The organism is Williamsia herbipolensis (genome assembly GCF_036153515.1).
Classification (GTDB): Bacteria; Actinomycetota; Actinomycetes; order Mycobacteriales; family Mycobacteriaceae; genus Williamsia_A; species Williamsia_A herbipolensis.
On the sequence record NZ_CP108021.1, the window covers coordinates 2,154,296 to 2,177,602 of the forward strand.

The 23,307-nt window shown below is 69.1% G+C and carries 18 protein-coding genes and 1 pseudogene; 5 read left to right on the forward strand and 14 right to left on the reverse strand.

Features of this window, described 5'->3' with window-relative positions; translation table 11 throughout:
* Positions 1-59: 59 nt before the first annotated feature.
* From OG579_RS09750 to OG579_RS09760, 3 genes are read right to left on the reverse strand one after another with little or no spacing between them, the layout of a single operon-like run.
* Positions 60-539, reverse strand: coding sequence for a DUF456 domain-containing protein (locus OG579_RS09750; protein WP_328858964.1), 480 nt, complete (start codon positions 537-539; stop codon positions 60-62).
* Positions 540-2,225 (reverse strand): formate-dependent phosphoribosylglycinamide formyltransferase, encoded by a 1,686-nt coding sequence (purT, locus tag OG579_RS09755; RefSeq protein ID WP_328858965.1) that lies wholly within the window; start codon positions 2,223-2,225, stop codon positions 540-542.
* Between the two features lie 25 nt (positions 2,226-2,250).
* A complete protein-coding gene (locus OG579_RS09760; protein ID WP_045824529.1) occupies positions 2,251-2,574 on the reverse strand; it encodes a UBP-type zinc finger domain-containing protein in 324 nt (107 codons plus the stop codon).
* A gap of 136 nt (positions 2,575-2,710) precedes the next feature.
* Between OG579_RS09760 and OG579_RS09765 the strand changes: the two genes are divergently transcribed.
* Positions 2,711-4,315: a Na+/H+ antiporter gene (locus OG579_RS09765; RefSeq protein ID WP_328858966.1), complete on the forward strand. Its 1,605-nt coding sequence runs from the start codon at positions 2,711-2,713 to the stop codon at positions 4,313-4,315.
* A gap of 1 nt (position 4,316) precedes the next feature.
* Here OG579_RS09765 and OG579_RS09770 read toward each other — a convergent pair whose 3' ends face one another.
* The 6 genes and pseudogenes from OG579_RS09770 to OG579_RS09795 all read right to left on the reverse strand — a co-directional run bounded on the left by OG579_RS09770 (position 4,317) and on the right by OG579_RS09795 (position 12,143).
* Positions 4,317-5,024, reverse strand: a complete 708-nt coding sequence (locus OG579_RS09770; RefSeq protein WP_045824431.1) for a YoaK family protein — start codon at positions 5,022-5,024, stop codon at positions 4,317-4,319.
* 60 nt (positions 5,025-5,084) lie between these two features.
* Entirely contained in the window at positions 5,085-6,707 is a 1,623-nt protein-coding gene (locus OG579_RS09775) for an adenylate/guanylate cyclase domain-containing protein (protein WP_045824432.1), read from the reverse strand.
* Between the two features lie 71 nt (positions 6,708-6,778).
* Positions 6,779-8,327, reverse strand: a pseudogene (locus tag OG579_RS09780) (alkaline phosphatase D family protein).
* A gap of 134 nt (positions 8,328-8,461) precedes the next feature.
* Entirely contained in the window at positions 8,462-9,922 is a 1,461-nt protein-coding gene (locus tag OG579_RS09785) for an HNH endonuclease signature motif containing protein (RefSeq protein WP_328858967.1), read from the reverse strand.
* A 286-nt stretch (positions 9,923-10,208) separates the two neighbouring features.
* Entirely contained in the window at positions 10,209-10,850 is a 642-nt protein-coding gene (locus OG579_RS09790) for a flagellar basal body-associated FliL family protein (RefSeq protein WP_328858968.1), read from the reverse strand.
* A 6-nt stretch (positions 10,851-10,856) separates the two neighbouring features.
* Positions 10,857-12,143 carry an adenylosuccinate synthase gene (locus OG579_RS09795; protein WP_328858969.1) on the reverse strand — a complete coding sequence of 429 codons (1,287 nt, stop codon included), beginning with the start codon at positions 12,141-12,143 and terminating at the stop codon, positions 10,857-10,859.
* A gap of 170 nt (positions 12,144-12,313) precedes the next feature.
* Between OG579_RS09795 and OG579_RS09800 the strand changes: the two genes are divergently transcribed.
* From OG579_RS09800 to OG579_RS09810, 3 genes are all read left to right on the forward strand, one after another.
* Positions 12,314-12,985 carry a hypothetical protein gene (locus OG579_RS09800; protein ID WP_408068819.1) on the forward strand — a complete coding sequence of 224 codons (672 nt, stop codon included), beginning with the start codon at positions 12,314-12,316 and terminating at the stop codon, positions 12,983-12,985.
* Entirely contained in the window at positions 12,982-13,764 is a 783-nt protein-coding gene (locus OG579_RS09805) for a site-2 protease family protein (RefSeq protein ID WP_328858971.1), read from the forward strand. Before OG579_RS09800 ends, OG579_RS09805 begins: the two co-directional genes overlap by 4 nt.
* 162 nt (positions 13,765-13,926) lie before the next feature.
* Positions 13,927-17,337 (forward strand): ATP-binding protein, encoded by a 3,411-nt coding sequence (locus OG579_RS09810; protein WP_328858972.1) that lies wholly within the window; start codon positions 13,927-13,929, stop codon positions 17,335-17,337.
* Positions 17,338-17,482: 145 nt separating this feature from the next.
* Here the strand turns inward: OG579_RS09810 and OG579_RS09815 are convergent, their stop codons facing one another.
* The 4 genes from OG579_RS09815 to OG579_RS09830 form a co-directional block, all read right to left on the reverse strand.
* A complete protein-coding gene (locus OG579_RS09815) occupies positions 17,483-18,103 on the reverse strand; it encodes a pyridoxamine 5'-phosphate oxidase family protein (protein ID WP_150116605.1) in 621 nt (206 codons plus the stop codon).
* 61 nt (positions 18,104-18,164) lie between these two features.
* Positions 18,165-19,085 carry a cation diffusion facilitator family transporter gene (locus OG579_RS09820; protein WP_328858973.1) on the reverse strand — a complete coding sequence of 307 codons (921 nt, stop codon included), beginning with the start codon at positions 19,083-19,085 and terminating at the stop codon, positions 18,165-18,167.
* Positions 19,086-19,132: 47 nt separating this feature from the next.
* Positions 19,133-20,224 (reverse strand): FUSC family protein, encoded by a 1,092-nt coding sequence (locus tag OG579_RS09825; RefSeq protein ID WP_328859209.1) that lies wholly within the window; start codon positions 20,222-20,224, stop codon positions 19,133-19,135.
* A gap of 61 nt (positions 20,225-20,285) precedes the next feature.
* Positions 20,286-20,702 carry a DUF3151 domain-containing protein gene (locus tag OG579_RS09830; RefSeq protein WP_328858974.1) on the reverse strand — a complete coding sequence of 139 codons (417 nt, stop codon included), beginning with the start codon at positions 20,700-20,702 and terminating at the stop codon, positions 20,286-20,288.
* Positions 20,703-20,864: 162 nt separating this feature from the next.
* Here OG579_RS09830 and OG579_RS09835 point away from each other — a divergent pair, with 162 nt between their 5' ends.
* The gene (locus tag OG579_RS09835) at positions 20,865-22,154 is read left to right on the forward strand and encodes an Rv0361 family membrane protein (protein ID WP_328858975.1); all 1,290 of its coding nucleotides are present in this window, start codon (positions 20,865-20,867) and stop codon (positions 22,152-22,154) included.
* A gap of 82 nt (positions 22,155-22,236) precedes the next feature.
* Here the strand turns inward: OG579_RS09835 and fbaA are convergent, their stop codons facing one another.
* Entirely contained in the window at positions 22,237-23,274 is a 1,038-nt protein-coding gene (fbaA, locus tag OG579_RS09840; RefSeq protein ID WP_328858976.1) for a class II fructose-bisphosphate aldolase, read from the reverse strand.
* Positions 23,275-23,307: the final 33 nt, after the last annotated feature.

Here is a 23,307-nt window from a genome sequence, read left to right on the forward strand (position 1 = left end):
CACTGCCCAACCGGCAGCGTTACGTGCCCAACCGATGTAAACGACGGCCCGACTCGCGGCTAGAGGGCGATGGCGCCCGTGAGCCAGGTGCCGGCCGCGAACAGCGATGCGGTGAGCTCGATCCCGATCGCGACGACCGCGGCGCGGGCCGCGGCGATCGCGCCACGACGTCCGGCGGTGATGCTGCGCGCCGGGGCCCACTCGGCGGCGAACGCGCCGGCGAGGAAGCCGATGGGCAGGCCGATCACCGGGATGACGAAGAACCCGACGATGCCGACGAGACCGCCGATCATGATGGTGCGGTTGGAGATCCCCGACTTCTTCATCGACGAGCCCGCGACGAGATATTTGAGCACCGCGGCGGCCACGATGAGCGCGACCGCGACCCCGGCGACAGCCCAGGCCCATCCGCCGGCGAAGGCTGCCCACACCACGATCGCCAGTCCCACGAGCGAGGGCCCGGGCAGCATCGGGATCACCGTGCCCACGAGGCCGATGGCGATCACGAGCGCGACGATCAGCTCACCGGCGACCGACATCTACGTGTTCGCCGGTGTGTTGCGGCCCGACGATGCCGGTTCGCGTGCCTCGGACGCGGTGTCGAACAGGGCGGTCGTCGCCGAGTCCGCGTCGGGCCGATCCTGCTCCCTGTCATCGGATCTTGGTGCCTGCACGTCGTTCTCGTCGACATCGGGTCGCGCCAGCGGGCTGCGCTCGGTGTCGACGCCCACCGACGACACCCCCGGGACGTCGGGCGCCGGGGTCGCCGGTATCCGATCGGTGGTCGGTCCGACGGGCGGACCGTCGAGGACGGACGGGGCGGGAGGCGGCGTGGGCGCGGTGCTGACCGGACGCACCAGTGCTGCAGCGTCGTTCGCGCGACGACGTGCGCCGGCGATGTCGTCGGCCGTGGCCACCACGACCCCCATCCGCCGGCGGGTGTAACTCTCGGGCTTGCCGAACAGGCGTATGTCGGTCTCGGGGATCGTCAGTGCCGCGGCGACGTTCTCGAATCCGATGGCCGCCTCGTCGCGCCCGCCGTAGATGACCGCCGACGCACCCGGGCTGGCCAGGGTGACGTCGACAGGCAGTCCGAGGATGGCGCGGGCGTGCATCTCGAACTCCGAGAGACGCTGGGTCGCCAGTGTCACCAGGCCGGTGTCGTGCGGGCGGGGGCTCACCTCGGAGAAGTAGACGTCATCGCCCTTGACGAACATCTCGACACCGAAGATGCCTCGGCCGCCCAACTTTCCGTCACCCAGCGCGGTGACGATGCGCGCTGCGATCGACATCGCCGCGCCGTGCGCCACCGGGCTCATCGGTTGCGGCTGCCAACTCTCCACGTAGTCGCCGCGTTCCTGGCGGTGACCGATCGGCGCGCAGAAGTGGGTGGTGAGGGTGCCGGTCGCGGGATCGACCGCGCGCACGGTGAGCAGGGTGATCTCGTAGTCGAAATCGACGAATCCCTCGACGATCACGCGGCCACCGGCCACGCGCGCACCCGACGCCGCCGTCTCCCACGCCGCGGCGAGATCCTCGGGACCCCGCAGCATCGACTGGCCCTTGCCCGACGACGACATCGTCGGTTTCACCAGACACGGGTATCCGACGCGGTCGGCGGCGGCGGTGAGCTGTTCGAGCGAATCGGCGAAGGCATAGGCCGACGTCGGCAGGCCCAGCTCGGAGTCGGCGAGGCGACGGATGCCCTCGCGGTTCATGGTCAGCGAGGTGGCGCGGGCGGTGGGGATCACCTCGGTGATGCCGCGACGCTCGGCCTCCTCGAGCGCGGTGGTGGCGATGGCCTCGATCTCGGGCACCACGTAGTCCGGGCGCTGATCCTCGATGAGTCCGAGCAACGCGTCGTGGTCGGTCATGTCCATCACGAAGCCGTGGTGGGCGACCTGATGACCGGGAGCATTGTGATAGCGGTCGACGGCGATCACCTCGACGCCCAGACGCTGGAACGCGATCACGACCTCTTTGCCGAGCTCACCGGCACCGAGGAGCATCACGCGCGTCGCCGAGGGTGACAGAGGCGTCCCGATCCGCGGCGAGCCGGCGGGCACGGGACCGATGGCCGCAGGTGGGATCGGCGGGGGTGGGGTGCCGGGCCGCGGCGGAACCGGGCCACGGCCGGTGGGCGGACGCGACACCGGCGGACGAGGAGGCGCACCGGGGACGGGCGCACCGGGGCGCGGGGTGGGTCGCGGGCCGGGGGAGGTCATGGTTCTCTCGTTTCTCGGGCCGGCTCTAGCCGAGCTCGGCGTGCACGTAGCACCAGCGCCACGTCTCGCCCGGCTCGGCCGAGCGCATCACGGGATGCTGCGAGCTCGCGTGGTGGGCGGTCGCGTGCTTACGGGGGCTCGAATCGCAGCACCCGATGTATCCGCAGGTCAGGCACCGACGCAGATGAGCCCAGTGCTCGACGCCCTCGGCCTCGCAGCCCTCGCATTGATCGGGGCGGCCACGCACGGGGTCGCCGGTGGGGTCGGCCGAGGTCGCGAGCAGGTCCGCGCACGCCTCGGGTTCGGGCGTGCCGGAGGCCACATCTGACGGGCCGATCAGTCGGTGCATCACCGATCGTCGTATGGATCGCACCTGCACAGTGTCCCGTATCCGACGGGCATCCGGCCACCTGGTCACCGAACCGGGATCCGCGCGAGGAGTTCTCGTCGAGCGGATACCGCCAGCCGGGATAGTGTCAGCCCCCATGGACGCCTCGATCCTCGTGGTGGTGGTCGCCGCGCTGGCCGTCGCGGCACTGGCCCGCCGCTACCAGCTCGCCTCACCACTCATCCTGGTGCTCGTCGGTCTGGGCATCAGTTGGATCCCCGGGCTGCCGATCGTGGGCCTCGACCCCGATGTCGTGCTGTTCATCATCCTGCCGCCGCTGCTCTACTCCGCGGCCCAGGACAGCTCGTATGTGGCGTTGCGCCGCAACATCCGCGCCATCGGCCTGCTGGCCGTGGCACTGCCTCTCGTCACCACCGTGGTCGTCGGGTTCGTCGCGTACTGGTCGCTGCCGCAGCTGCCGTTGGTCGCCGCACTGGTTCTCGGGGCGGTCGTCGCGCCACCCGACGCCGTGTCGGCCACCGCGATCGGCCGTCGGCTCGGACTGCCCCGCAAGGTCACCACGCTGCTCGGCGGCGAGAGCCTGCTCAACGACGCGACCGCACTGACCGCCTACCGGCTCGCGCTCGGTGCGGCGGTCGGCGCGACGACGAGCGTATGGGGCGGCATCGCCCTGTTCGCCGAGGCCGCCATCGGTGGTGTCGTGGTGGGGCTCGTCCTCGGGGTGGTGGTGTCGAAGATCCGACAGTGGCTCACCGACCCGCCCATGGAGACCGCGCTCGGCATCGTCATCCCCTTCGCCACCTACTTCGTGGCCGAGGAGGTGCACGCCTCGGGTGTGATCGCGGTCGTGGTCGTCGGGCTCTACCTCGGCCAGCGCTCGGCCCGCGAGGGGTACGCCACCCGTCTGCAGGACAGCGCGGTGTGGCGGTCGATCGACGTGATGCTCGAGTCGTTCGTGTTCCTGCTCATCGGCCTGCAGCTCCCCGAGGTCATCCGCGGTCTGCGCGGGCACTCCGTCGGCGCCATCATCTGGGCGGCCGTCGCCGTTCTCGCCACGGTGATCGTGGTCCGCATGATCTGGATGTTCCCGGCCACCTACCTCCCGCGGATGTTCTCCGCGAAACTGCGCGAACGGGAGAGTGCCCCGCCGGCGGGAGCGGTGTTCGTCGTCGCGTGGTCCGGTATGCGCGGGGTGGTGAGTCTGGCCGCGGCGTTCGCGATCCCGCTGACCACCGAGGACGGCTCGGCGTTCCCCGCCCGCGACGAGATCATCTTCCTCACCTTCGTGGTCACCGTCGGCACACTGCTGCTCCAGGGCACCACCCTGCCGTGGCTCATCCGACGCCTGGGTGTGCAGAGCAACGAGCGACGCTCGGACCTCCTGGCGTTGGCCGCCGCCCAGGATCGGGCCGGCCGGGCCGCCGGCGCCCGGTTGAACGAGTTGGCCGAGGAGATCGACGAGAACGACGCCATGCACGAGCAGGTCGACATCCTGCGTCGCTGGTTGCGGTCACGCAAGAACCTGGCGTGGGAGGAGCTCGGTCGTGGTGAGGACGAGCTGGGCGAGAGTCCGACGGTCGCGGTGAACCGCATCCGCACCGAACTGCTGCAGATCCAACGCGAGGTGTTCATCGCCGAACGCGACGCCGGACGCATCGACGACGAGGTGATGCGCCGCGTGCTCAGTCAGCTCGACCTCGCCGAGGGACTCTCCGACCGCCGGTCGCGATCGGGCGAGTGATCTAGCCGAGCAGCGTCTTTCGGTCGGTGTGGAAGAACGTCACCAGCGTCGCCGCGCCACACAGCGCGGCCGCCCCGAAGAGCAGGTAGCCGCTGTCGATGATGGTTCCGACGATGCCGCCGAACACCGCGCCGACGATGAACCCGGCGTAGAGGAGCGCGTAGCCGAGCCAGTCGTAGACCGTGCCGCCACCGCGGAAGTGACGTTCCATCCCCTGTCCCAGTTTCACCAGTGTCCCGGTGACATAGCTCAGCGGGATCGACACCTCGCCGTTCTTCACGAACGCGGCATTGAGGGCCCCGACGGAGAACGCGACGATGATGATCGGCCAATAGGTGACGTTGTTCTCCTTGAACCCGCTGAGCACCAGATCGGTCATCCCGGCGACGAACAGACCGATGGTGGTGAGCACCGTGGTGCCGTGCGGGTGGTTGCTCCAGAAGCGGCGACGGCAGTACATCGCGACGAACACCCCGGCGACGAACGCGACGATGATGAAGCCCGCGTTCAGGGCGGTGGGGCCGATCACACCCCGCGCGCGGGTCGTCTCGAACCCCTGGAGCGCCATGCGCTCGGTGTTGCCGGTCATGAACGTGACGAAGTAGCCGTCGGAATCGAGAAACGCTGCCGCCCCGATCATCCCGGCCACGGCGGCGAGGACCCACGACAATCGGGCATCGGGTCCGATGGCGTCTTCTCTGCTGATCATGAATACCGAATCTAGGTCACTTCGAGCCTCCCGGCACCACGCCCGGGCAGCGTCACAAAGTCAGACCGACGCGGCTGTGGAGGAGTCGACGTCCCCGTCGGTCCTGTCACCCGCGGACTCGGCGTCGCCGGCCGGGGTGGCGGGCGGTGTCGCGGCGAAGACGATCGTCTCCTCGGTGCGGCCCCGCAGGCTCACCGATTCCTGTTCCTCCCAGTGCCCCGACTCGGCGTCGGCCGCACGCACCGCTCGTTCGGACGCGAGCGGTCGGGTCGGGTCACGCTTGGCGAGTTCGCTCAGGCGGGCCGACTCGTTCACCGCGTCGCCGATGACGGTGTACTCGAAACGCTGGATGGCGCCGACGTTCCCGGCGACCACCGGGCCGTAGCTGACACCGATGCCCGCACTCAGCTCCGGGACCTCCTGCGCCAGGCGCTGCGAGATCGCGCGGCTCGCCGCGAGCGCCGCGCCCGCGCAGTCGTCGAGATCGATGGGCGCTCCGAAGACCGCGAGGACGGCGTCGCCCTCGAACTTGTTGACCAGCCCGCTGCGCTCCTCGACCTCCTGCACGATCACCGCGAAGAACCGGTTGAGGATCGAGACGACCTCCGACGGCGAGCGTTCCGAGGCCAGTGTGGTGGAGCCGATGACGTCGACGAAGACCACGGCGACGGTGCGTTCGGTGCCGCCGAGTTCGGGGTCGCTGGTGAGGGCCGCCTCGGCGACGTCGCGTCCGACGTGGCGACCGAACAGGTCCTGCAGGCGCTCCCGTTCCCGCAGACCGGTGACCATCGAGTTGAACCCGGCCTGCAGCTCACCGAGCTCGGTGCCGTCGAAGATCACGACCTCGACATCGGTGTGGCCGTCGCTGACCTTCTTCATGCCCGCGCGCACACTGCGGATCGGGGCGACCACGTGCGTGGTGTTGAGGATGGTGAGCAGCAGCCCGGTGAACAGGGCCGTCGCCACCAGCACGGTGACGCCGGTGAAGATGTCGACCTTGTCGGTCTCGGAGCGGAACAACGAGAACCCGGTGACGAGGAAGATGCCGACGATGGGGATCCCCGACCCGACCGACCACGAGATCAGAGCGCGGGTCCGCAGGGCGCTCCGCTTGCGGCGCAGTTTCACGTCGGCGTTGATGACCTGCGCCGCGATGGGGCGCAGGGAGAACTCGCTGAGCAGGTACGAGATGGCGCACACCACCGTGCCGGACAGACCCACGACGAAGAAGATCTTCGGGATCAGCGCGGGGTCGAGCACCCCGTAACAGATGGTGAACATGATGATCGCGCCGATCCAGAACGACGCCTGCAGAGCGGTCAGCTTCCAGGGGGTGCGGCGCGCACGACGCGCCTCCTTGCGGGTGGGTTCGCGGTCTTTGATCGCCCAGCGGAGCTGACGCACGATCAACGTGGTCCCGATGATGACGCCGAAGACCAGCGCGGCGAGAACGTAGATCGGCAGGGCGATGAAGTTGACCCACCAGAACTTCGACTCGAACACCGACGGTTCGGGGATGCCGACGCTGGCCAGCACCACGGCCATGATCGCGCCGATGGTGTTGGAGATGACGATCGACCCGGTCAGCAGGATCTGGATGCGGATGCGCTGTTTGCGCGGGCTGTCGTCGACCGAGCCCAGGATGACCGACCCGAAATCGGCGTTCCGGCGGTTGCGTCCCATGGCTCCCTGCTCCGACGTCCACCGCAGGCATCCGCCGGGGTGGCTTGGGAGCAATCTACCCCGGCGAGGCGCTACTCCCGGCGGATATCGGTGCGGTGCAGGACGCGACCACTGGTGTCGCAGAGGTCGACGGTCATGGTGGTGCCGAACCCGTCGATGCGGACCTCACCGAAATGCTGGAACTCCGTGGTGATCGGCGAGACGTTCGCGGTCGTCGGTGCATGGACGAACACCTGGTCGACGCCGAAGGTGCCGTCGAGCTTCCCGGCCGGGAACGCACCCGCGTGCAACGGTCCCGACACGAACTCCCAGAAGGGGTGGAAGTCGGTGTAGGCCGCGCGCGACGGGTCGTAGCGGTTGGCCGCGGTGTAATGCACGTCGGCGGTCAGCCACACCACGTTGCGCACGTTTCTGGTGCGCGAGAGGATCTGCGCCAGTTCGGTTTCGCGACCCAGCGGCTTCCCGTTGTCACCCTGGGCGACGGCCTCGATGCCGTCCTTGTCGCCGTAGGTGGTGTCGGGGACGACGATGCCGAGCGGCAGGTCGTTGGCCACGATCTTCCACCACCGCACGCGACGAGTTCAGCCCGTCGGTGAGCCACTTCGCCTGGCGCGCACCGAGGATGTGGCCGGAGGCGTTGCGGGCGTGGGAGTTCGAGTCCTTGTAGCTGCGCATGTCGAGGATGAAGATGTCGAGCAGCGGACCGTAGGACACCTTGCGGTAGACCCGGCCGTCGACGGCATCGACCGGGGTGACCGGCTGCCACTCGTGGAACGCCTGGAGTGCGCGACGCGAGAGGACGTCGGCGCGGCGCTCCTGCGTGTAGGCCGGGTTCGCGACGATCTCGCCGGGGAACCAGTTGTTGAACGTCTCGTGGTCGTCCCACTGCACCAGCTGCGTGGTCGAGGCGGCGAACCGGCGGTAGTTGGTGTCGGACATGTTGTAGCTGTGGTTGCCGCGGAACTCGTCGAGGGTCTGTGCGACATCGGATTTGGCCTCGGTGACCACGTTGCGCCACACGCGGCCGTCGTCGAGGGTGACCGTCTCCTTCAGGGGGCCGTCGGCGTAGACGGTGTCGCCGGAGTGGATGAACAGGTCGGCGTTACGGTCGGCGAGGGTGGAGAAGCCGTGCAGGCCGCCGATGGCCTCGTTGATGCCCCAGCCCTGACCGACGACGTCGCCGGACCAGTTGATCGTGATCGCCCCGGGCAGGACGGGCGCGGTGCGGAAGGTGCCGGTGAGCGGCCGCGACCGGGTGCCGCGGTCGGATTCGAGGATGACGCGGTAGTGGATGGTCGCGCCGGCGGGGTGCCCGGTGACGCGGACGCGTCCGGTGCCGTCGGTGGCGGGCGTGACCATCGGGCCCACGAAGCGGCGTGCGAAGGTGAAGTTCTCGAACAGCGACGTCTCGACGATCATCCGCGCCGGGATGTCCGACCGCGCCCAGATCAGGGCACCGTCGGGTCGCGGGTCGCCCGAGGCGATGCCGTGGGTGAGCGTCGGACGGGCGCGGATCAGGGCCGGGCTCGCGACCGCCTGGGGCGCGAGGAGTCCGGCGGCGGGGATCAGCAGGCCCGCGGCGGCGGAGGAGCGCAGGAACGTACGACGGGAGACGGACACGCTCGAATCCTTCCCCGGTGACACGAACACGGGGTTACAACTTGGTGGCCGCTTAGGCTGACCGCGCGGAAACCCGACCCGAGCGGTGGTGCTGAGTGTGTGGAAAGTCGAGCAGCGGCATAACCCGGCCACCGCTACGCCGCCGGATACAGCTCGAACCCAGGCCAGGTGATGTCGAACGCCCGACTCACCGTCGGGACGGCGTCAGGTGGGCACCGGTATCGCTCGATCAGTTCGTTGATCCGGTGCAGCTGATTGGCGCGCAGTCGGTCGGGTGGGTCGGTGTTGCGTCGCCAGCCGTAGCGGCCGCGGTCGGGACCGTCGGTGATCTTCTCGGTGCTCCACTGGTGGGGTTCAGGTCCGACGGCCCGATTGTGGCGTCCGCATGCGGGTGCCATGTCGGTGGAGTCGGTGTTTCCGCCGTCGGCCCAATCGGCTTCGGCGTGGTGCATTTCGGTGTGCGCGAACGGTGTCGTGCAGTCGTCTTTGCTGCAGCCGCGGTACTGGGCGAAGGCCATCAACCGTTGCGCTTGTGAGGCGAGGCGTCGGCCGCGGCCGAAGAACAAGGGTTCGCCTGTGACATCGCTGAACACCGCGAGGTGGGTTTGGGCGTCGGCGGCCAGTTTGATCACGTCGGATACCGGCAAGTCGGTACCGGTCGCGGCGCGTGCGACACCGGCGTGCTCCCGGAGCTGTGCGTCGGTGATGGAGACGATGATCTGTGGCGGCAACCCGCGGTGCGAGCCACCGAGGAGTCCACCGTTGACCGCGGCATCCAACAGAGCCTTGAAGGCGTCGTGGTTGCGTTGGCTCTGCGAGCGGCAGTCCCGATCAGCTGCGTCCTTCAGCAACTGCGGGTCGGCGTCGGCGTGATCGCCTTTCGGTGATTGGTCGTCGTCGGGGTTGTTCATCCCCGGCGCGGCCCACTTCGCCAACACCACGTCGAACAGAGCACGGGTGATCGGATCCAACGTGGCGGTCAGTTTCGACATCAACTGCGAGTCCTGGCACCCGAGGTTCAGTTTCCGGTTCCGCGCGCGGTCACGGTCGTCGGTGAGTTGTCCGTCGGGGTCGAGGTGGGCGAGGATCCGGACTCCGGCGGCGCTGATCTCTTTCGGCGTCAACGTCGTCGCGAACTCGGCGAGAGTCTGTTCGGCGAACGCACGACGCTCGGCATCCACCGCTGACGGGATCTTCTTGATCACGTCGAGTACCGCGTGCACGTGGTCGGGGCCGATCGTTCCGGCGGCGAGTTCACGAGCGGTGTTCGGGCACACCGGTGGCAGTTTCTCACCGGTCATCGCGTGCATCGGTTCCAACGCCTGGACGGCCTGAAGACGCTTCTTCGGGTGGGTGATCCGCAGTTTCGTCTGCAGGAACTCGGTCAGAGTCACGCACCCCGCCGCGCGGTGCGCATCGCGATCGGAGACCTCCAGGATGCGGCGGTTGCCGGCGGATTCCATGCGCCGCATGATGCGCTCGTGTCGGATCGCCACCTCGGCGACAGTCTCCTCGTCGTAGGCGTCGGAGGAGGCATCGTCCATGTGGTCCAGGATGTGTTCGATGGCAGCGTAGTTCGCCAAGAGATCGTTCACCGCTGCCCCCTCCCCAGGTGGTTCTGTACATCCAGGTTAGCACGGATGTTCGAGGTGTGGGTGGTTGATTGTAGTGAATAGTGTTGAACGCTAGTGCATTTCGCTCGTCTGGTTGCGTTCTACTACCGCTGACGGTGCGGAAGCCGGACGCCGAGTGTGCGCTGTTTCGTTGTCGGCGTGCGGTGTGGTGTGAGCACACTCGACGGCCGTTTCCACACAGTCAGCACAACCAGCACCACCCGACCGGCCGTTTCCGCACAGTCAGCATAGCCTCGACCTTGCCGATTCAGCGGGGTGCGGTGAGGCAGTAGGTCAGGGGCGACGGCCGGGAGAACGAGATCGTCTCGCCGCCGGGGCAGTCGATGGTAGGAGCGGCGACCCTGCCGGCCACTCGGATGGTCGCCGACGAATCACACTGTGCGCGACGGAAGTCGACCAGCGTGCCCCGCGCCCCGGGGATCAGATAGCACTGGCCGGCGGTGAAGTTCGGCAGGATGCAGAGCTTGCCGAAACCGGGTTGGGTGAGTTGCGAGTAGTGGCCGACACCGCAGTCACCCGACGACGACTGCAGGGCCGTGGCGACGATGAACGTGAACTGCGAAGCGCCACAGTCGGCTTTCGCCGGGACGATGCCGGCCGGCTCCTTCGTCAGCGAGATGCACTCCCCCGGGCTCGAGTACATCGGCTCCGCCGAGCGCACGACCGAACCGACCGGAGACGCCGTGGTCGACGGGGCCGCCGCGTCGGGCGCATCGCCGCCGCTGAACAGTGAGATGAACAGCGGCACCGCGACTCCGATGATCGCGAGCACACCGACGATCGCGATACCGATCCGTACGCGACTCGACGGGGTGGAGATCCGCGAGATCCACGGACGCCCCTCGATCGGTTCGACATCGCGGAGGTCGTCGGAGCCGGACGTGCCCATCGGCGACTAGAGGATCTCGCGGCGCACGATCGTCTGATCGCGTCCCGGCCCCACGCCGATGCACGAGATATATGCGCCGGCAAGCTCTTCGAGGCGAAGCACGTAGTCCTGCGCGGTCTTCGGCAGATCCTCGAACGTGCGGCAGCCGGAGATGTCCTCCCACCAGCCGGGCATCTCCTCGTAGATCGGCTTCGCGTGGTGGAAACCGGTCTGCGTCATGGGCATGTCGTCGACACGCTCGCCGTCGACGTCGTAGGCGACGCAGATCGGGATGGTGTCGAGGCTGGAGAGCACATCGAGCTTGGTGAGGAAGTAGTCGGTGATGCCGTTGACACGCGTTGCGTAACGGGCGATCACGGCGTCGAACCAGCCGCAGCGACGCGCTCGGCCGGTGGTGACACCCACCTCGCCGCCGGTCTTGGCGAGGTACTCGCCCCACTCGTCGAACAGCTCGGTCGGGAACGGGCCCGACCCGACGCGGGTGGTGTAGGCCTTGAGGATCCCCAGCACCGTGGTGATGCGGGTGGGTCCGATACCGGAACCGACCGAGGCGCCACCCGACGTCGGGTTCGACGACGTGACGTACGGGTAGGTGCCGTGGTCGACATCGAGCAGGGTGCCCTGCGAGCCCTCGAGCAGCACGGTCTCGCCGCGTTCGAGTGCCTGGTTGAGCAGCAGTCGGGCGTCGGCGATGCGATGGGTGAAGCCCTCGGCCTGGCCGAGCACCTCCTCGACCACCTGTTGCGGGTCGAGTGCGCGCCGGTTGTAGATCTTGGTGAGGATCTGGTTCTTGATCTCGAGAGCCGCCTCGACCTTCTGGGTGAGGATCTTCTCGTCGAGCACGTCGGCGACGCGGACACCCACGCGGGCGATCTTGTCCTGATAGCAGGGACCGATGCCACGGCCGGTGGTGCCGATCTTGTTGTTGCCCAGGAATCGCTCGGTGACCTTGTCGATGGCCACGTGATACGGCATCAGCAGGTGTGCGTCGGCGGAGAGGATGAGGCCCGAGGTGTCGACGTCGCGGTCCTCGAGGCCCCCGAGCTCGGTGAGCAGGACCCCCGGATCGACCACGACACCGTTGCCGATCACGTTCTTCACACCGGGCGTCAGGATGCCCGACGGGATCAGGTGTAGGGCGAACTTGTCGCCGTTGGGGAGGACGACGGTGTGGCCGGCATTGTTGCCGCCCTGGTAACGGACCACCCACTGCAGCTTCTCGCCGAGCAGGTCGGTGGCCTTGCCCTTACCTTCATCGCCCCACTGTGCACCGATCAGTACGATCGCAGGCATCTCCACGCGCTCCTTCCGGAACGGGCATACCCGAACCGTGGGACAACCCTACTGGCTTTGTACGACAGATACCGCTTCGCTGCCCGCGCGTCGGCCCACGCCGACCACGGCGCGACGGTGTGGGTCGCAGGCCGACGAAGGTGACGGACCACCCCATGACCATCAGCGTGATGTGCGCGAACGATGCCGTTCTCCCCGATGACCTGGCCCACCTCACGGTCACCCGGGCAGGCCTCGACCGCGACTCCCTGCGCGCCGGCGTCGCCAAGGCCATGGCGCCGCTCGACGTCGACCGCGTGATCGTGGTGGGCGGCGCCGAACTCCCCGACGCGTTCTGCGGCGGCGTGGTGTCGCGGCTGATGATCGCCGAACGGCTCGACGTCGAGATCGCCTACGTCGCGCCCGCCGCGACCCAGGGTACCGCGGCGTGGGGCCTCCCCCACGGCACGGCCGCGGTCGACCTCGCGCTCACCGGCACCGCCGTCACCGTCCCGCTGATCCGCGACGACGCCGCGGTCGTCATCATCGGCGGCGCCCGCCACCTCGGCGAGAACGGCGCGCCTTTCACCGGCGAATCGATCGTCGACAGCGAGCGACTGGCCCTGGGCGAGATCACGACCGTGCTGATCCGCCCCACGAGGGCGGAGCCCGGTGTCGAGGGCGCTCTGCAGAAGCGGTTCCGGCAGAAGTGGATCGCCGGGCGCGCGGTGCAGACCGGCGGCATCGACATCGTCGTGGAACGCGACGGCGTGCGCGCCGACCGACCGGTCAAGCGCTCCACCATCTACCGCCATCACGAGGACTGGAAGCTGGTCTCCCCCACGAACAGGATCACCACATGAGCACGGCGACCCAGATCGCGCGGGCGGTCCGACCCGGGCCGGTGTTCGTCGGCGTGGTCGCCGCGACCGTCGCCGGTGGTGTCGTGCTGGCGAGTTCGGAACCGGGCCGCAACGCCACGTCGATCATCGGCGCGCTGCTGCTGGTCGTCGGCGGTTGGGTGATCTCGTTGTGCCTGCACGAGTTCGGACACGCGGTGACCGCCTTCGCGTTCGGCGACGCGGGCGCCGAGAACCGTGGCTACCTCACCCTCGATCCGCGCAGATACGCCCATCCCGGGCTGTCGATCGCGTTCCCGCTCGTGCTCATCCTGTTGGGCGGCATCGGTTTCCCGGGCGGTGCGGTCTACGTCAACCAGGCCGGGTTCACCAGGGCGCAGCGCACGATCGTGTCGTTGGCCGGACCGTTCGCGAACATCGTGGTGGCCGTCGCCCTGCTGGCCTACATCCGGTCGCAGGTGGCGACGATCGATCAGTCGAGCATAAACCTCTACTCCGCGCTCGGGATGCTGGCGTTCCTGCAGATCACGGCCGCGGTGCTCAACCTGATCCCGATCCCCGGCCTCGACGGCTACGGCGCCATCGAGCCGTACCTCTCGATGCAGACGCGGCGATCGATCGCACCCATCGGGCAGTACGGCTTCCTGGTCGTCTTCCTCATCCTCCTGCTGCCCCCGGTCAACCGGGCATTCTTCGACCTCGTCTACTGGCTCTTCGAGTTGTCGGGGGTCAGTTCGGCACTTGCCTCCATCGGCTACGACCTGGTCGTGTTCTGGCGCTGATCCACGATCTGGGTGCGCCCCCTGGCCACGGCGAGCGATGCGTCGGCACCGTGGCGCCGGCGCCGCCCAGTGTCCAATTGTCCGGGATCGGAGCGATATTGGCGTCGCGCACCGGACACGACCTCGTCGTGATGCGGGGGTGAGCTGCTCTATCGTGGAGTGATGACGACCGACGGCATGGAGCTCGCCGTTCGGCTCGTCGGCGAGGTCGCCGTCACGCACCGCGACCGGGTCGTGCACCCCCGCGTGGTGGGCGGGCGACGGTGCGACATCGTGCTCGGCTACCTCGCGGTCAATCGCCACCGCGAGGTGACCCTCGAGGAACTGGCCGACGTGCTGTGGCCGGCGCTGCGACCCCAGTCGTGGAACTCGGCGGTGCGCGGAGTCCTGTCCCGCGTGCGCGACGCGCTCGAGATGGCCGGCATGCCCCCCGACACCGTGCGTTCGCGCGCCGGGAACGTCCGACTGACCCTGCCCGACGGCTCGGTCACCGACCTCGAGTTCGCCCGCGGGTGTTGCGATCCAAGTCCCGACGACACCGTGACCGTGCAGGACGCGCGCACGGCGCTCCGGCTCCTCGACGGCCCGGTGTTGCGCGACGTCGAGGGCGGTTGGGCCGACGAACTGCGCGCGGAGGCCGACGCTCTGCGTGTCCGCGCCCACGAGGTGAACGCGGAGGGTTCGCTGCGTCTCGCCGAGTACGAGGCCGCGATCTCCTCTGCGGAGCGGCTCATCGCGATCGACCCCCTGCGCGAGAGCGCCTACCGGACGGCCATCCGTGGACACATGGGGCTCGGGGAGCGGGGACGCGCACTCCAGGTGGCCGCGAACTGTCGACAGGTTCTCTCCCACGAACTGGGGGTGGCGCCGTCGGCGGCGACCGAGGAGCTCTTCCTCGCCGTCCTGCGCGGCGACACCCCGTCGGGCCCGCCCCGGTCGGCGGGGGTGATCGGCCGTGCCACGGAGCTGACGGCGATCTCCGATGCCGTCGCTCGCGCCTCCCGCGGCGCCGGGCAGGTCGTGATCATCTCCGGGGAGGCCGGCTCGGGGAAGAGCACCGTCGCCCACGCCGCGATGGACCAGGCACGGGCGGCCGGCGCGGATGTCCTGTTCGGTCGGTGCTCCGAGGAGGCGGTCGTACCCTTCGAGCCCCTGGTCGAGGCGATCGGCGACGACCTAGACGCCGCCGGCGCAGACGTGGCCCGGGAGAGACTGCGCGACACCGGTGCCGGGATCTTCCACCTCATCCCCAAGGCCGCCCACCGCTTCCCCGACGTCACACCCGAACCACCGCTGCACGACGACCGGGCGACGATCACGACAGCGGTCCTCGAGTGGCTCACCACCTCCACCCGCCGGGGGCCCACCGTGCTGGTGATCGAGGATCTGCACTGGGCGTCGCCGGCGACATCGGCGGTGATCCGCTACCTGATCCACGCCTCGAGCCGCAGCCGCCTGTGCGTCATCGCCACGGTGCGTGACGAGTTCCTCGACGACACCGAGGTGCGTTCGACCCTCGCCGGCGCGGAGCGTTCGACAGGACTGCGTCGGATCAGACTCGCCGGACTCAGCGTCGCGGAGGTCGGTGCGATCATCGAGGCGTCGGGTGCCGCCCTCGACCCGGTGACCCTCGTCGAGCGCACCCGCGGTCTCCCGCTGTTCGTGGAGTCGCTGATCGCCTCCCATCTCTCGGGATCCGGCGAGTCGCTCCCGTCGTCGATCGCGGAATCGGTCGCCCAGCGAGAGCGGCTGCTGACCGGTGACGCCCGCGAGGTGTTGCAGTTGTGTTCGGTGGTGGGCATGGTCGCGCCGCGGATCGTGCTGCGAACGGTCACCGCCGCACTCACCGACCACGCTTTCGCCGAGGCCCTCGACGATCTGGTCCGCCAGCGGCTGATCATCGACTCGGCCGAGGGCACCACCGTGGTCCTGCGACATCCACTGGTGCAGGAGGCGGTGTACGCCGAGATCGCCGGCACGCGGAGGGCCGAGCTGCACTCGCGTGTCGCCCGCGCCCTGACCGACCTGGGTGAGGTCGGGGTGCCCGAGGAGTACGCACGCCTCGCCCACCACCTCAGCCGCGGGCGCGACGCCGACCGGGCGCGCGCGGTGTCGTACTGGTGGCGCGCGGGTACCTCCGCCATGACGCTGGGGGCGTACGAGGACTCGGTCGCGTTCTACCGCAGCGCCGAACGACGTCTCATCCCCCGCGGCGACTCCGCCGACCGGTGCCGCCTGTGGGTCGATCTCGGTCGGGCTCAACGGAAAGCCCGCGATCCCGGGTTCCGGGCGACGCTTCTCGGGGCGACCGACATGGCACGGCGACTCGGTGACGTCGACCTGCAGGTCACCGCGACACTCGCCAACGATCTGCAGGGGATCCTCTACGTCCACCTCCACTCCGACAGTGAGCGCATCGCCGATCTGTACGACGCCCTCGACGCGCTCGAGAAGGTCGGCCGCGGGAACTCGGGCGACGCCGCCCGTCTGTTGTCGCAGTTGGCCATCGAGCTGATCTGGGTCTCCGACCACACCACACGGCAGACCCTGTTGGTGCGCGCCATCGGCGCCGCACGCGCGGCGGGCGATCGTCGTGCACTCGTGACCGCACTGTCGGCTGTGGTGGTGGCACTGCGCGTTCCGCAGTGCGCGGCGTTCCGACGTCAGTCCTACGACGAATTGATGGAGTTGCTCGCCGGTTCCCCCGATCGCCGTATCGATCCTCTGGTCGCGGTGTGGATCGCCCGACAGCAGATCGAGTACGGCGACCTGCAGGCCGCGAACAGGACCGCGGCCGTGCTCACCGACGCCCAGGTGTCGCGCGATCCGGAATTGACCTGGCTCGCGAGCTACCTCAGGTTCGCCATCGATCTGGCCGCCGGCCGTCTCGACCGCTGCGACGGCCGGCTCGCGGACATGCTCGACATCCCGTCGCCGCCGCTGGAGAGCTACACCTTCGGCCGTCTCCTCGGGCCGGTCGTCGCCCTGCGCACATTGCGGGGTGACATGAGCGAGGTGGCCGACGCCCGCGCGGCCCTCACCGAGCGATTCGATATCGTCGACACCTATCGCGCCTGTCTCGCAACGGCTCTCGTCGACGTCGGCGACGCTGACGCCGCGGCCGATCTCGTCGCGTGGTACGACCGTCCGCGGATCGAGAAGATCCCGGTCAACAACATCTGGCTGGCGACGATCGCGACCATCGGCCGTGTCGCCGCCCAGGTCGGCAACACCGAGGTCTGCGATGTCGCCTACGAGATCCTCTCGGCCCACCCCGACGAGAACACGATCTCCTGGGCGTCGGTGTACGGGACGGTGCACCACCACCTCGGCGAACTGTCGATCGCTCTCGACGAATTCGACCGCGCTGCCGACCATCTCGACGACGCCCGTGTCGCGCACCGCGAGCGCGGCTTCGACGGCTGGTACGCCGAGACGCTGTATCTCGTCGCGCTCCTCGAGCAACGCCGCGATGGTCGCGCCTCGGAGAAGTCGCTCGACCGCGCCCGCCGCGCCGCCGACGAGGTCGGCGCCACCGCGGTGCGACGCCGGATCGACGCGCTCACAGGGTGATGCGCCGGTCGTACCCTGGTGACCGGTCAGCCCCGCACACAATCGTCACCGGTAGGGACCGGCGTGGACCATGCGCACACACCGACGCGGTGCGGTGATGGTCGTGTACGCGATCCGATCAACTGCCACGCGATCGGCTCATCGGTCACCCCGACACGAGGCTCCGAACCGAGGTCGGCGGCTCGTCTCCCGTTGCGGTGATCGGTCGGTCGTAGGTGATTCGGGCAGGGACCACACCCGTCCACTGCGAGGCATCCTCGGGCTCGCCGGGCGGACCGCTGCGCGCCTTGGTGATCCACTGGCCGTCCAGGATCGGCAACGCCAGGACCGCGGTGGCGGCCATCTCCTTGCCGGTGTGCGTACGCACCTCGTCGGGGCGACCGGGAATCAGCTTGTCCGACAGCACGTCCAACGCGTGCGAGGGATCGACGTCGACCTCGTCGAGAGTCCCCCGCACGACCGCCGAGCGGTAGTTCGCCGAATGGTCGAACAGCGTGTCGGCGACGACGAGGCCATCGAGGACGAAAGCGGTGAGCGTGACCGGCGCGCCGGCGGCGACGTGTCGCAGCGCTCCTGCGCCGGTGGAACCGTGGATCAGGATCCGGTCACCGTCGCGGGCGAACAACATCGGCACCGACCACGGCAGCCCCTCGATCACCGTCGACAGGGTGCCCACCTTCACCTCGTCGAGGATCTCGTCGAGCAGCGCGCGGTCACCCGCGCGATCGGGCTTGCGGTGCAGTCGCGTCAGCGCGTCGGTGCTCATGGCGACCATCTTCGTGGCCCGCGGTCACGACCGCCACCGAGTTACCGCGGCCGCCCCCCGATCACCAGGTGAGGTCGCGATGGCACCGCTTCTGGATCTCGATGGGGTCGACCTGCACGGTGGCGTGGTCGAGACCATGACGTTCGAGGACCTCGCGCGCCGCGATGAGGACCTCGCCGTTGGGGTGGTCGCTGCCGAGGTGCACGGTCGTGACGTCCATCCCTGTGGTCAGCGTCCAGATGTGGAGGTCGTGCACGTCGTGCACCTGCGGCAGCGCCTCGAGTTCGGATCGCACGGCCTCGACGTCGACGTGCGCGGGGGCACGCTGCGACAGGATCCGCAGCGCGTCGAGCGCCAGGCGACTGGCCCGCGGCGCGACCCACAGCGCGATCAGGACGGCGACCACGATGTCGGCGTAGCCCCATCCGGTGGTGAGCGCGATGATGCCGGCGACGAGCACGCCGACGCTGCCGACCGCGTCGGCGAGCACCTCCATGTACGCGCCGCGCACGGCGATGCTGTCCTGCGAGTCACTGCGGAGCAGTTGCATGACAACGAGATTCGCGGCCAGGCCCGCCAGCGCCACGATGATGAGCGTCAGCCCGGGGACCTGTGGGTCGGAGCCGAGTCGCTCGAACGCCTCGTAGAGCACGAAGATGGCGACACCGATCAGCAGCACGGCGTTGGCGACGGCGGTGAACACCTCGGCGCGATGCCAGCCGAACGTCTTCTCACCGTCGGACTTCCCGTGGCGGGCCAGCAGCAGCGCCACGAGTCCCATCGCCATCGCGACGACGTCGGTGAGCATGTGACCCGCGTCGGCGAGGAGCGCCAACGAGTTCGCCCACACGCCGGCGATGACCTCGACGACGAAGAACGTCGCGATGATCCCCATCCCGGCCACCATCGGCCAGAGACGACGGGTCGAACCGTCGGCTGCGGTCGGCGCATGGGAGTGCGAGTGGCCGTGTGTGTGCCCCATGCCGATCAATATATGCGCACTCACGCATGTATGACAACACCCGGCGGTCAACGCAGGGTGGCGATCGCCGATTCGCGCTTGAGGCCGGCGACCATCAGCAGGTCGACGAGGATCGATCGCAACTGACCGAGGATCACCGTCTCCGACAGGCCGCTGTCGGCGACGAGTTCGGGCTTCGCCTTGCGCGCGATGGTGCGCAACACGCGTGCGGCGTCGGCGCCGTCGGGTGAGTCCCCCGGGTCGGCGAGCAACATCTGCCGCACGACGTCGAGCGCACCTACCACCTCGGCGAGCACGTCGATGACGTCGTCGTGCATGGTCTCGCCGTGCTGGATCCCCGAGAGCGCGCGTCGCGCCATCACCCGGATGTTGCGCACGGCGTTGTCGATGGGGTCGGCCGTTGCCTCCAACCGCGACAACCGGTCTCGCGAGTTCCAGTACAGCGGCGAGATGTGGCTGATCTCGCGACCGCCGCTCATGTCCGAGCGCATCGTGTCGATCGCGCCCTGCGTACCGCGGGCGCGGGCCAGCGCCTCGGAGATCAGCTGGGCGTCGGAGGCACGCAGACCGTCGACGACGCCCTGGACGACGAGACCCATCGTCGCCAGGACCGACGCGGCGTCACGACGGGCGCGCAACACCGGATGGGTGGGTATCAGCGCGACGATGACCAGACCGACCAGTCCACCTATGAGCGCGTCGATCATGCGGTTCACCCCCGCCGGCCCTCCCGGCGGCAGCAGGGTGGCGACGAGCACCGCCGAACTGGCGGCCTGGATGGGCACCAGCGGACCGCGATCGAGGGAGACCGCGACGGTCATCGCGAGGGCGACGACCACCGTGATCTGCCAGGCGCCGGTGCCGATGACGCTGATGATGAGATCGCCGACACCGATGCCGACGGTGACACCGCCGACCATCTCCACCGCCCGCCGCCAGCGCTGACCCAGCGACAACCCGAGCGACAGCACCGCCGCGATAGGTGCGAAGAAGGGCCGCGAGTGGCCGACGAGGTCGAAGGCGATGAACCAGGCGACACCCGCGGCGATCGAGCACTGGGCTATCGGCAGCAGCGAGTACCAGACCCGCCGCGTGCGGGTACGGATCGCGGGCGGCAGCCGGTTGTGACGGGTGCGCAGCGATGCCGCGACAGCGTCTCGACTCGCCGCACCGGAGGCGCCGTGATCGGCGCGACCGGGGTCAGGCGAGGCCGAGTTCCGCTGCCGCCGCCGGGTCACTGTCGTTGAGCAGGTCGAGGCAGCGCAGGTACTCGTCTTCTTCGCCGATGGTCTGCGCAGCGCGCGCGAGGACGGCCACGCACCGCAGGAAGCCGCGGTTGGGCTCGTGGCTCCACGGCACGGCCCCGAAGCCCTTCCACCCGTGGCGACGGAGCTGATCGAGGCCGCGGTGATAGCCGGTGCGCGCGTAGGCGTAGGCGGTGATCGTCTCGCCCGAATCGATGGCCGCCTCGGCGAGGTGGGCCCACGCGATGGAGGCGGTGGGGTGTGCGGCGGCGACCGACTTGGGGTCGGTGCCCGCGAGCAGGTCCGATTCGGCGTCGTCGTCACCGGTGAGCAGGGTGGGCTGGGGGCCGAGGAGATCTCCGAAGGACGTCACCGCCCCATTGTGCACACGACGTGGCTGGTCGGGGTACGCCGGCACCTCACGATCGCCGCGTCCTTCGATAGGGTGAGCGACGCGGTCGACACCTCCCGGCGCGCGGTGCGTCAGGAGAGGCGACCCGACACGCGAGCGTGATGACGAAGGCGAGGCAGCACCATGTCGCATCCCGATGACACCGGTTCCACAGGAGTCGGCAAGGCCCTCTCCGCTCTGCGACGTCTGCGCCGCACCCCGTCCGAACCCCCTGTCTCCCAGCCGACCATCCCCACCCCGAAGACCGAGCAGGGTGTCCCGGCGACGCCTCGCGCCGAGGTCGAGGACGCGTCCGGTGTCGAGGCGGAACCCTCGGACGTCGACCGCGCCCCGCGGGCCGATCACGAGGACGCCACCGGAACCGACTCCGACGACGAGGACTCCGACCCCGACGCAGCGGATCCCGTCGCGGAGGATCCCGACGAGCCCGAGGGGTCTGCGGACGCCGTCGACACATCCGAGGCCGGGTCCACGACCGACGACGACGCGGTGACCGACGAGCCGGACGCCGCGGCTGCGCCCGAGCCCGAGTCGGAGTCGGTCGCCGAGACCGAGCCGGACGCCGACGGCGAGTCGGAACCCGAGACCGCGCCGGAACCCGAGACCGCGCCGGAGGCCGACCCGACACCCGTCGACGAGCCGGCCACGAAGCCGGAGGCGACCCTCGACACGGAGCCGGAGGCGACCCACGAGACGGAGCCGGAGGCGACCCGCGACACAGAGCCGGAGGCGACCGCCGACGAGCCGGTGGCGACCGTGGAACCGGAGCCGACCCCTGAGCCCGAGAGCGACGCCGAGCCGGAACCCGAGCCCGAGCCCGAGACGCAGGCAGCGCCGACACCCGCGCCCGTCGACGAGCCGGAGGCCGACACCCATCCGGAGCCCGTACGTCCTGACGACGGACCGTGGCGATCGGACACCGTTGCACCGCAGTACATCCCGCCGGCGACGACGCCGAAGCCCGAGAGCACCGGACGGTCGCGGCGGACGTTGCTGTGGGTGTCGTCGATCGCGGTGATCGTGATCGCGGTCGCGGCGGTGGTCATCGCGGTGTTCGCGACGCGGGGCGAGCCGAGTGAGCCGCAGGCCGATCGTGCCGCGTCGTCGGCGATGAAATACGCCACGGCGCTGGGCGACGGCGATCTCGCCACGCTGCGGTCGGTCACGTGCGGTGAGCGCAAGCAGTTCTATGACGGTGTCGCCGACGACGCGTTCCGCCAGCAGTTCGAGACGCAGAAGGCGAACAACGAGCTCGTCGTGGTCCGGAAGGTGCAGGCGTCGAAGATCGTCGATCCGAACACCGCGATCGTCGAGCTCCTCGCCGCGAGCGCGCGCACCCCGAACACGACCACGCCGGTCTCGGTGCGGCTGCGCAACGAGAACGGCGACTGGAAGGTCTGCACCACAGGCTGATCCCCGTCTTCGCCGGCGACAGTCCGAACGACGGCGGCCCCCGATCGAATCGATCGGGGGCCGCGTCGTGTCGTGCGGGAGATCAGGCGCTGATGGACTTCCCGGCCGACTTGAGGTCGTTGCAGGCCTCGATGACGCGCTCGGTCATCCCGGCCTCGGCCTTCTTGAGGTAGCTGCGCGGGTCGTAGACCTTCTTGTTGCCCACGTCGCCGTCGACCTTGAGGACACCATCGTAGTTGGCGAACATGTGCCCGGCGAGCGGACGGGTGAACGCGTACTGGGTGTCGGTGTCGACGTTCATCTTGATGACGCCGTAGCTCAGCGCCTCCTCGATCTCGCTCTTCAGCGAGCCCGAGCCGCCGTGGAAGACGAAGTCGAACGGCTTGTCGCCGGCGCCGGAGCCCAGCTTCTTCACCGCGACCTCCTGGCCGGTCTTGAGGACCTCGGGCTTGAGCTTCACGTTGCCCGGCTTGTAGACGCCGTGGACGTTGCCGAAGGTGGCGGCCAGCAGGTAGCGGCTGCCCGCGTCGCCGGCGCCGAGCGCGTCGACGGTCTTCTCGAAGTCGTCAGCGGTGGTGAACAGCTTGTCGTTGATCTCGTTCTCGACGCCGTCCTCCTCGCCGCCGACCACGCCGATCTCGATCTCGAGGATGATCTTCGCCGCGGCCGACTTCGCGAGCAGGTCCTTGGCGATCTCGAGGTTCTCCTCGAGCGGCACGGCGCTGCCGTCCCACATGTGCGACTGGAACAGCGGGTTCTGTCCGGCGTCGACGCGCTCCTGGCTGATCGCGATCAGGGGGCGGACGTAGGTGTCGAGCTTGTCCTTGGGGCAGTGGTCGGTGTGCAGCGCGACGGTGACGTCGTACTTCTCGGCCACCACGTGGGCGAACTCCGCGAGCGCCACCGCGCCGGTGACCATGTCCTTCACACCGAGACCCGAACCGAACTCCGCGCCACCGGTCGAGAACTGGATGATGCCGTCGCTGCCCGCGTCGGCGAAGCCCTTGAGGGCCGCGTTGATCGACTCGGATGAGGTGCAGTTGATCGCGGGGAACGCGTAGCCGCCCTTCTTGGCGCTGTCCAGCATCTTCGCGTACTGCTCGGGGGTGGCGATGGGCATCGGGGTCGTCCTCCAACCGGTAGGTCTTCGTGG

What these genes read in the sequence shown, in the direction of transcription:
- OG579_RS09820 (WP_328858973.1), bottom strand. Translation starts at nt 19,085, where the DNA reads ATGGGGCACACACACGGCCACTCGCACTCCCATGCGCCGACCGCAGCC.
- OG579_RS09770 (WP_045824431.1), bottom strand. Translation starts at nt 5,024, where the DNA reads ATGATCAGCAGAGAAGACGCCATCGGACCCGATGCCCGATTGTCGTGG.
- OG579_RS09765 (WP_328858966.1), top strand. Translation starts at nt 2,711, where the DNA reads ATGGACGCCTCGATCCTCGTGGTGGTGGTCGCCGCGCTGGCCGTCGCG.
- OG579_RS09760 (WP_045824529.1), bottom strand. Translation starts at nt 2,574, where the DNA reads ATGCACCGACTGATCGGCCCGTCAGATGTGGCCTCCGGCACGCCCGAA.
- OG579_RS09805 (WP_328858971.1), top strand. Translation starts at nt 12,982, where the DNA reads ATGAGCACGGCGACCCAGATCGCGCGGGCGGTCCGACCCGGGCCGGTG.
- OG579_RS09790 (WP_328858968.1), bottom strand. Translation starts at nt 10,850, where the DNA reads ATGGGCACGTCCGGCTCCGACGACCTCCGCGATGTCGAACCGATCGAG.
- purT (WP_328858965.1), bottom strand. Translation starts at nt 2,225, where the DNA reads ATGACCTCCCCCGGCCCGCGACCCACCCCGCGCCCCGGTGCGCCCGTC.
- OG579_RS09810 (WP_328858972.1), top strand. Translation starts at nt 13,927, where the DNA reads ATGACGACCGACGGCATGGAGCTCGCCGTTCGGCTCGTCGGCGAGGTC.
- OG579_RS09800 (WP_408068819.1), top strand. Translation starts at nt 12,314, where the DNA reads ATGTGCGCGAACGATGCCGTTCTCCCCGATGACCTGGCCCACCTCACG.
- fbaA (WP_328858976.1), bottom strand. Translation starts at nt 23,274, where the DNA reads ATGCCCATCGCCACCCCCGAGCAGTACGCGAAGATGCTGGACAGCGCC.
- OG579_RS09775 (WP_045824432.1), bottom strand. Translation starts at nt 6,707, where the DNA reads ATGGGACGCAACCGCCGGAACGCCGATTTCGGGTCGGTCATCCTGGGC.
- OG579_RS09835 (WP_328858975.1), top strand. Translation starts at nt 20,865, where the DNA reads ATGTCGCATCCCGATGACACCGGTTCCACAGGAGTCGGCAAGGCCCTC.
- OG579_RS09750 (WP_328858964.1), bottom strand. Translation starts at nt 539, where the DNA reads ATGTCGGTCGCCGGTGAGCTGATCGTCGCGCTCGTGATCGCCATCGGC.
- OG579_RS09795 (WP_328858969.1), bottom strand. Translation starts at nt 12,143, where the DNA reads ATGCCTGCGATCGTACTGATCGGTGCACAGTGGGGCGATGAAGGTAAG.
- OG579_RS09815 (WP_150116605.1), bottom strand. Translation starts at nt 18,103, where the DNA reads ATGAGCACCGACGCGCTGACGCGACTGCACCGCAAGCCCGATCGCGCG.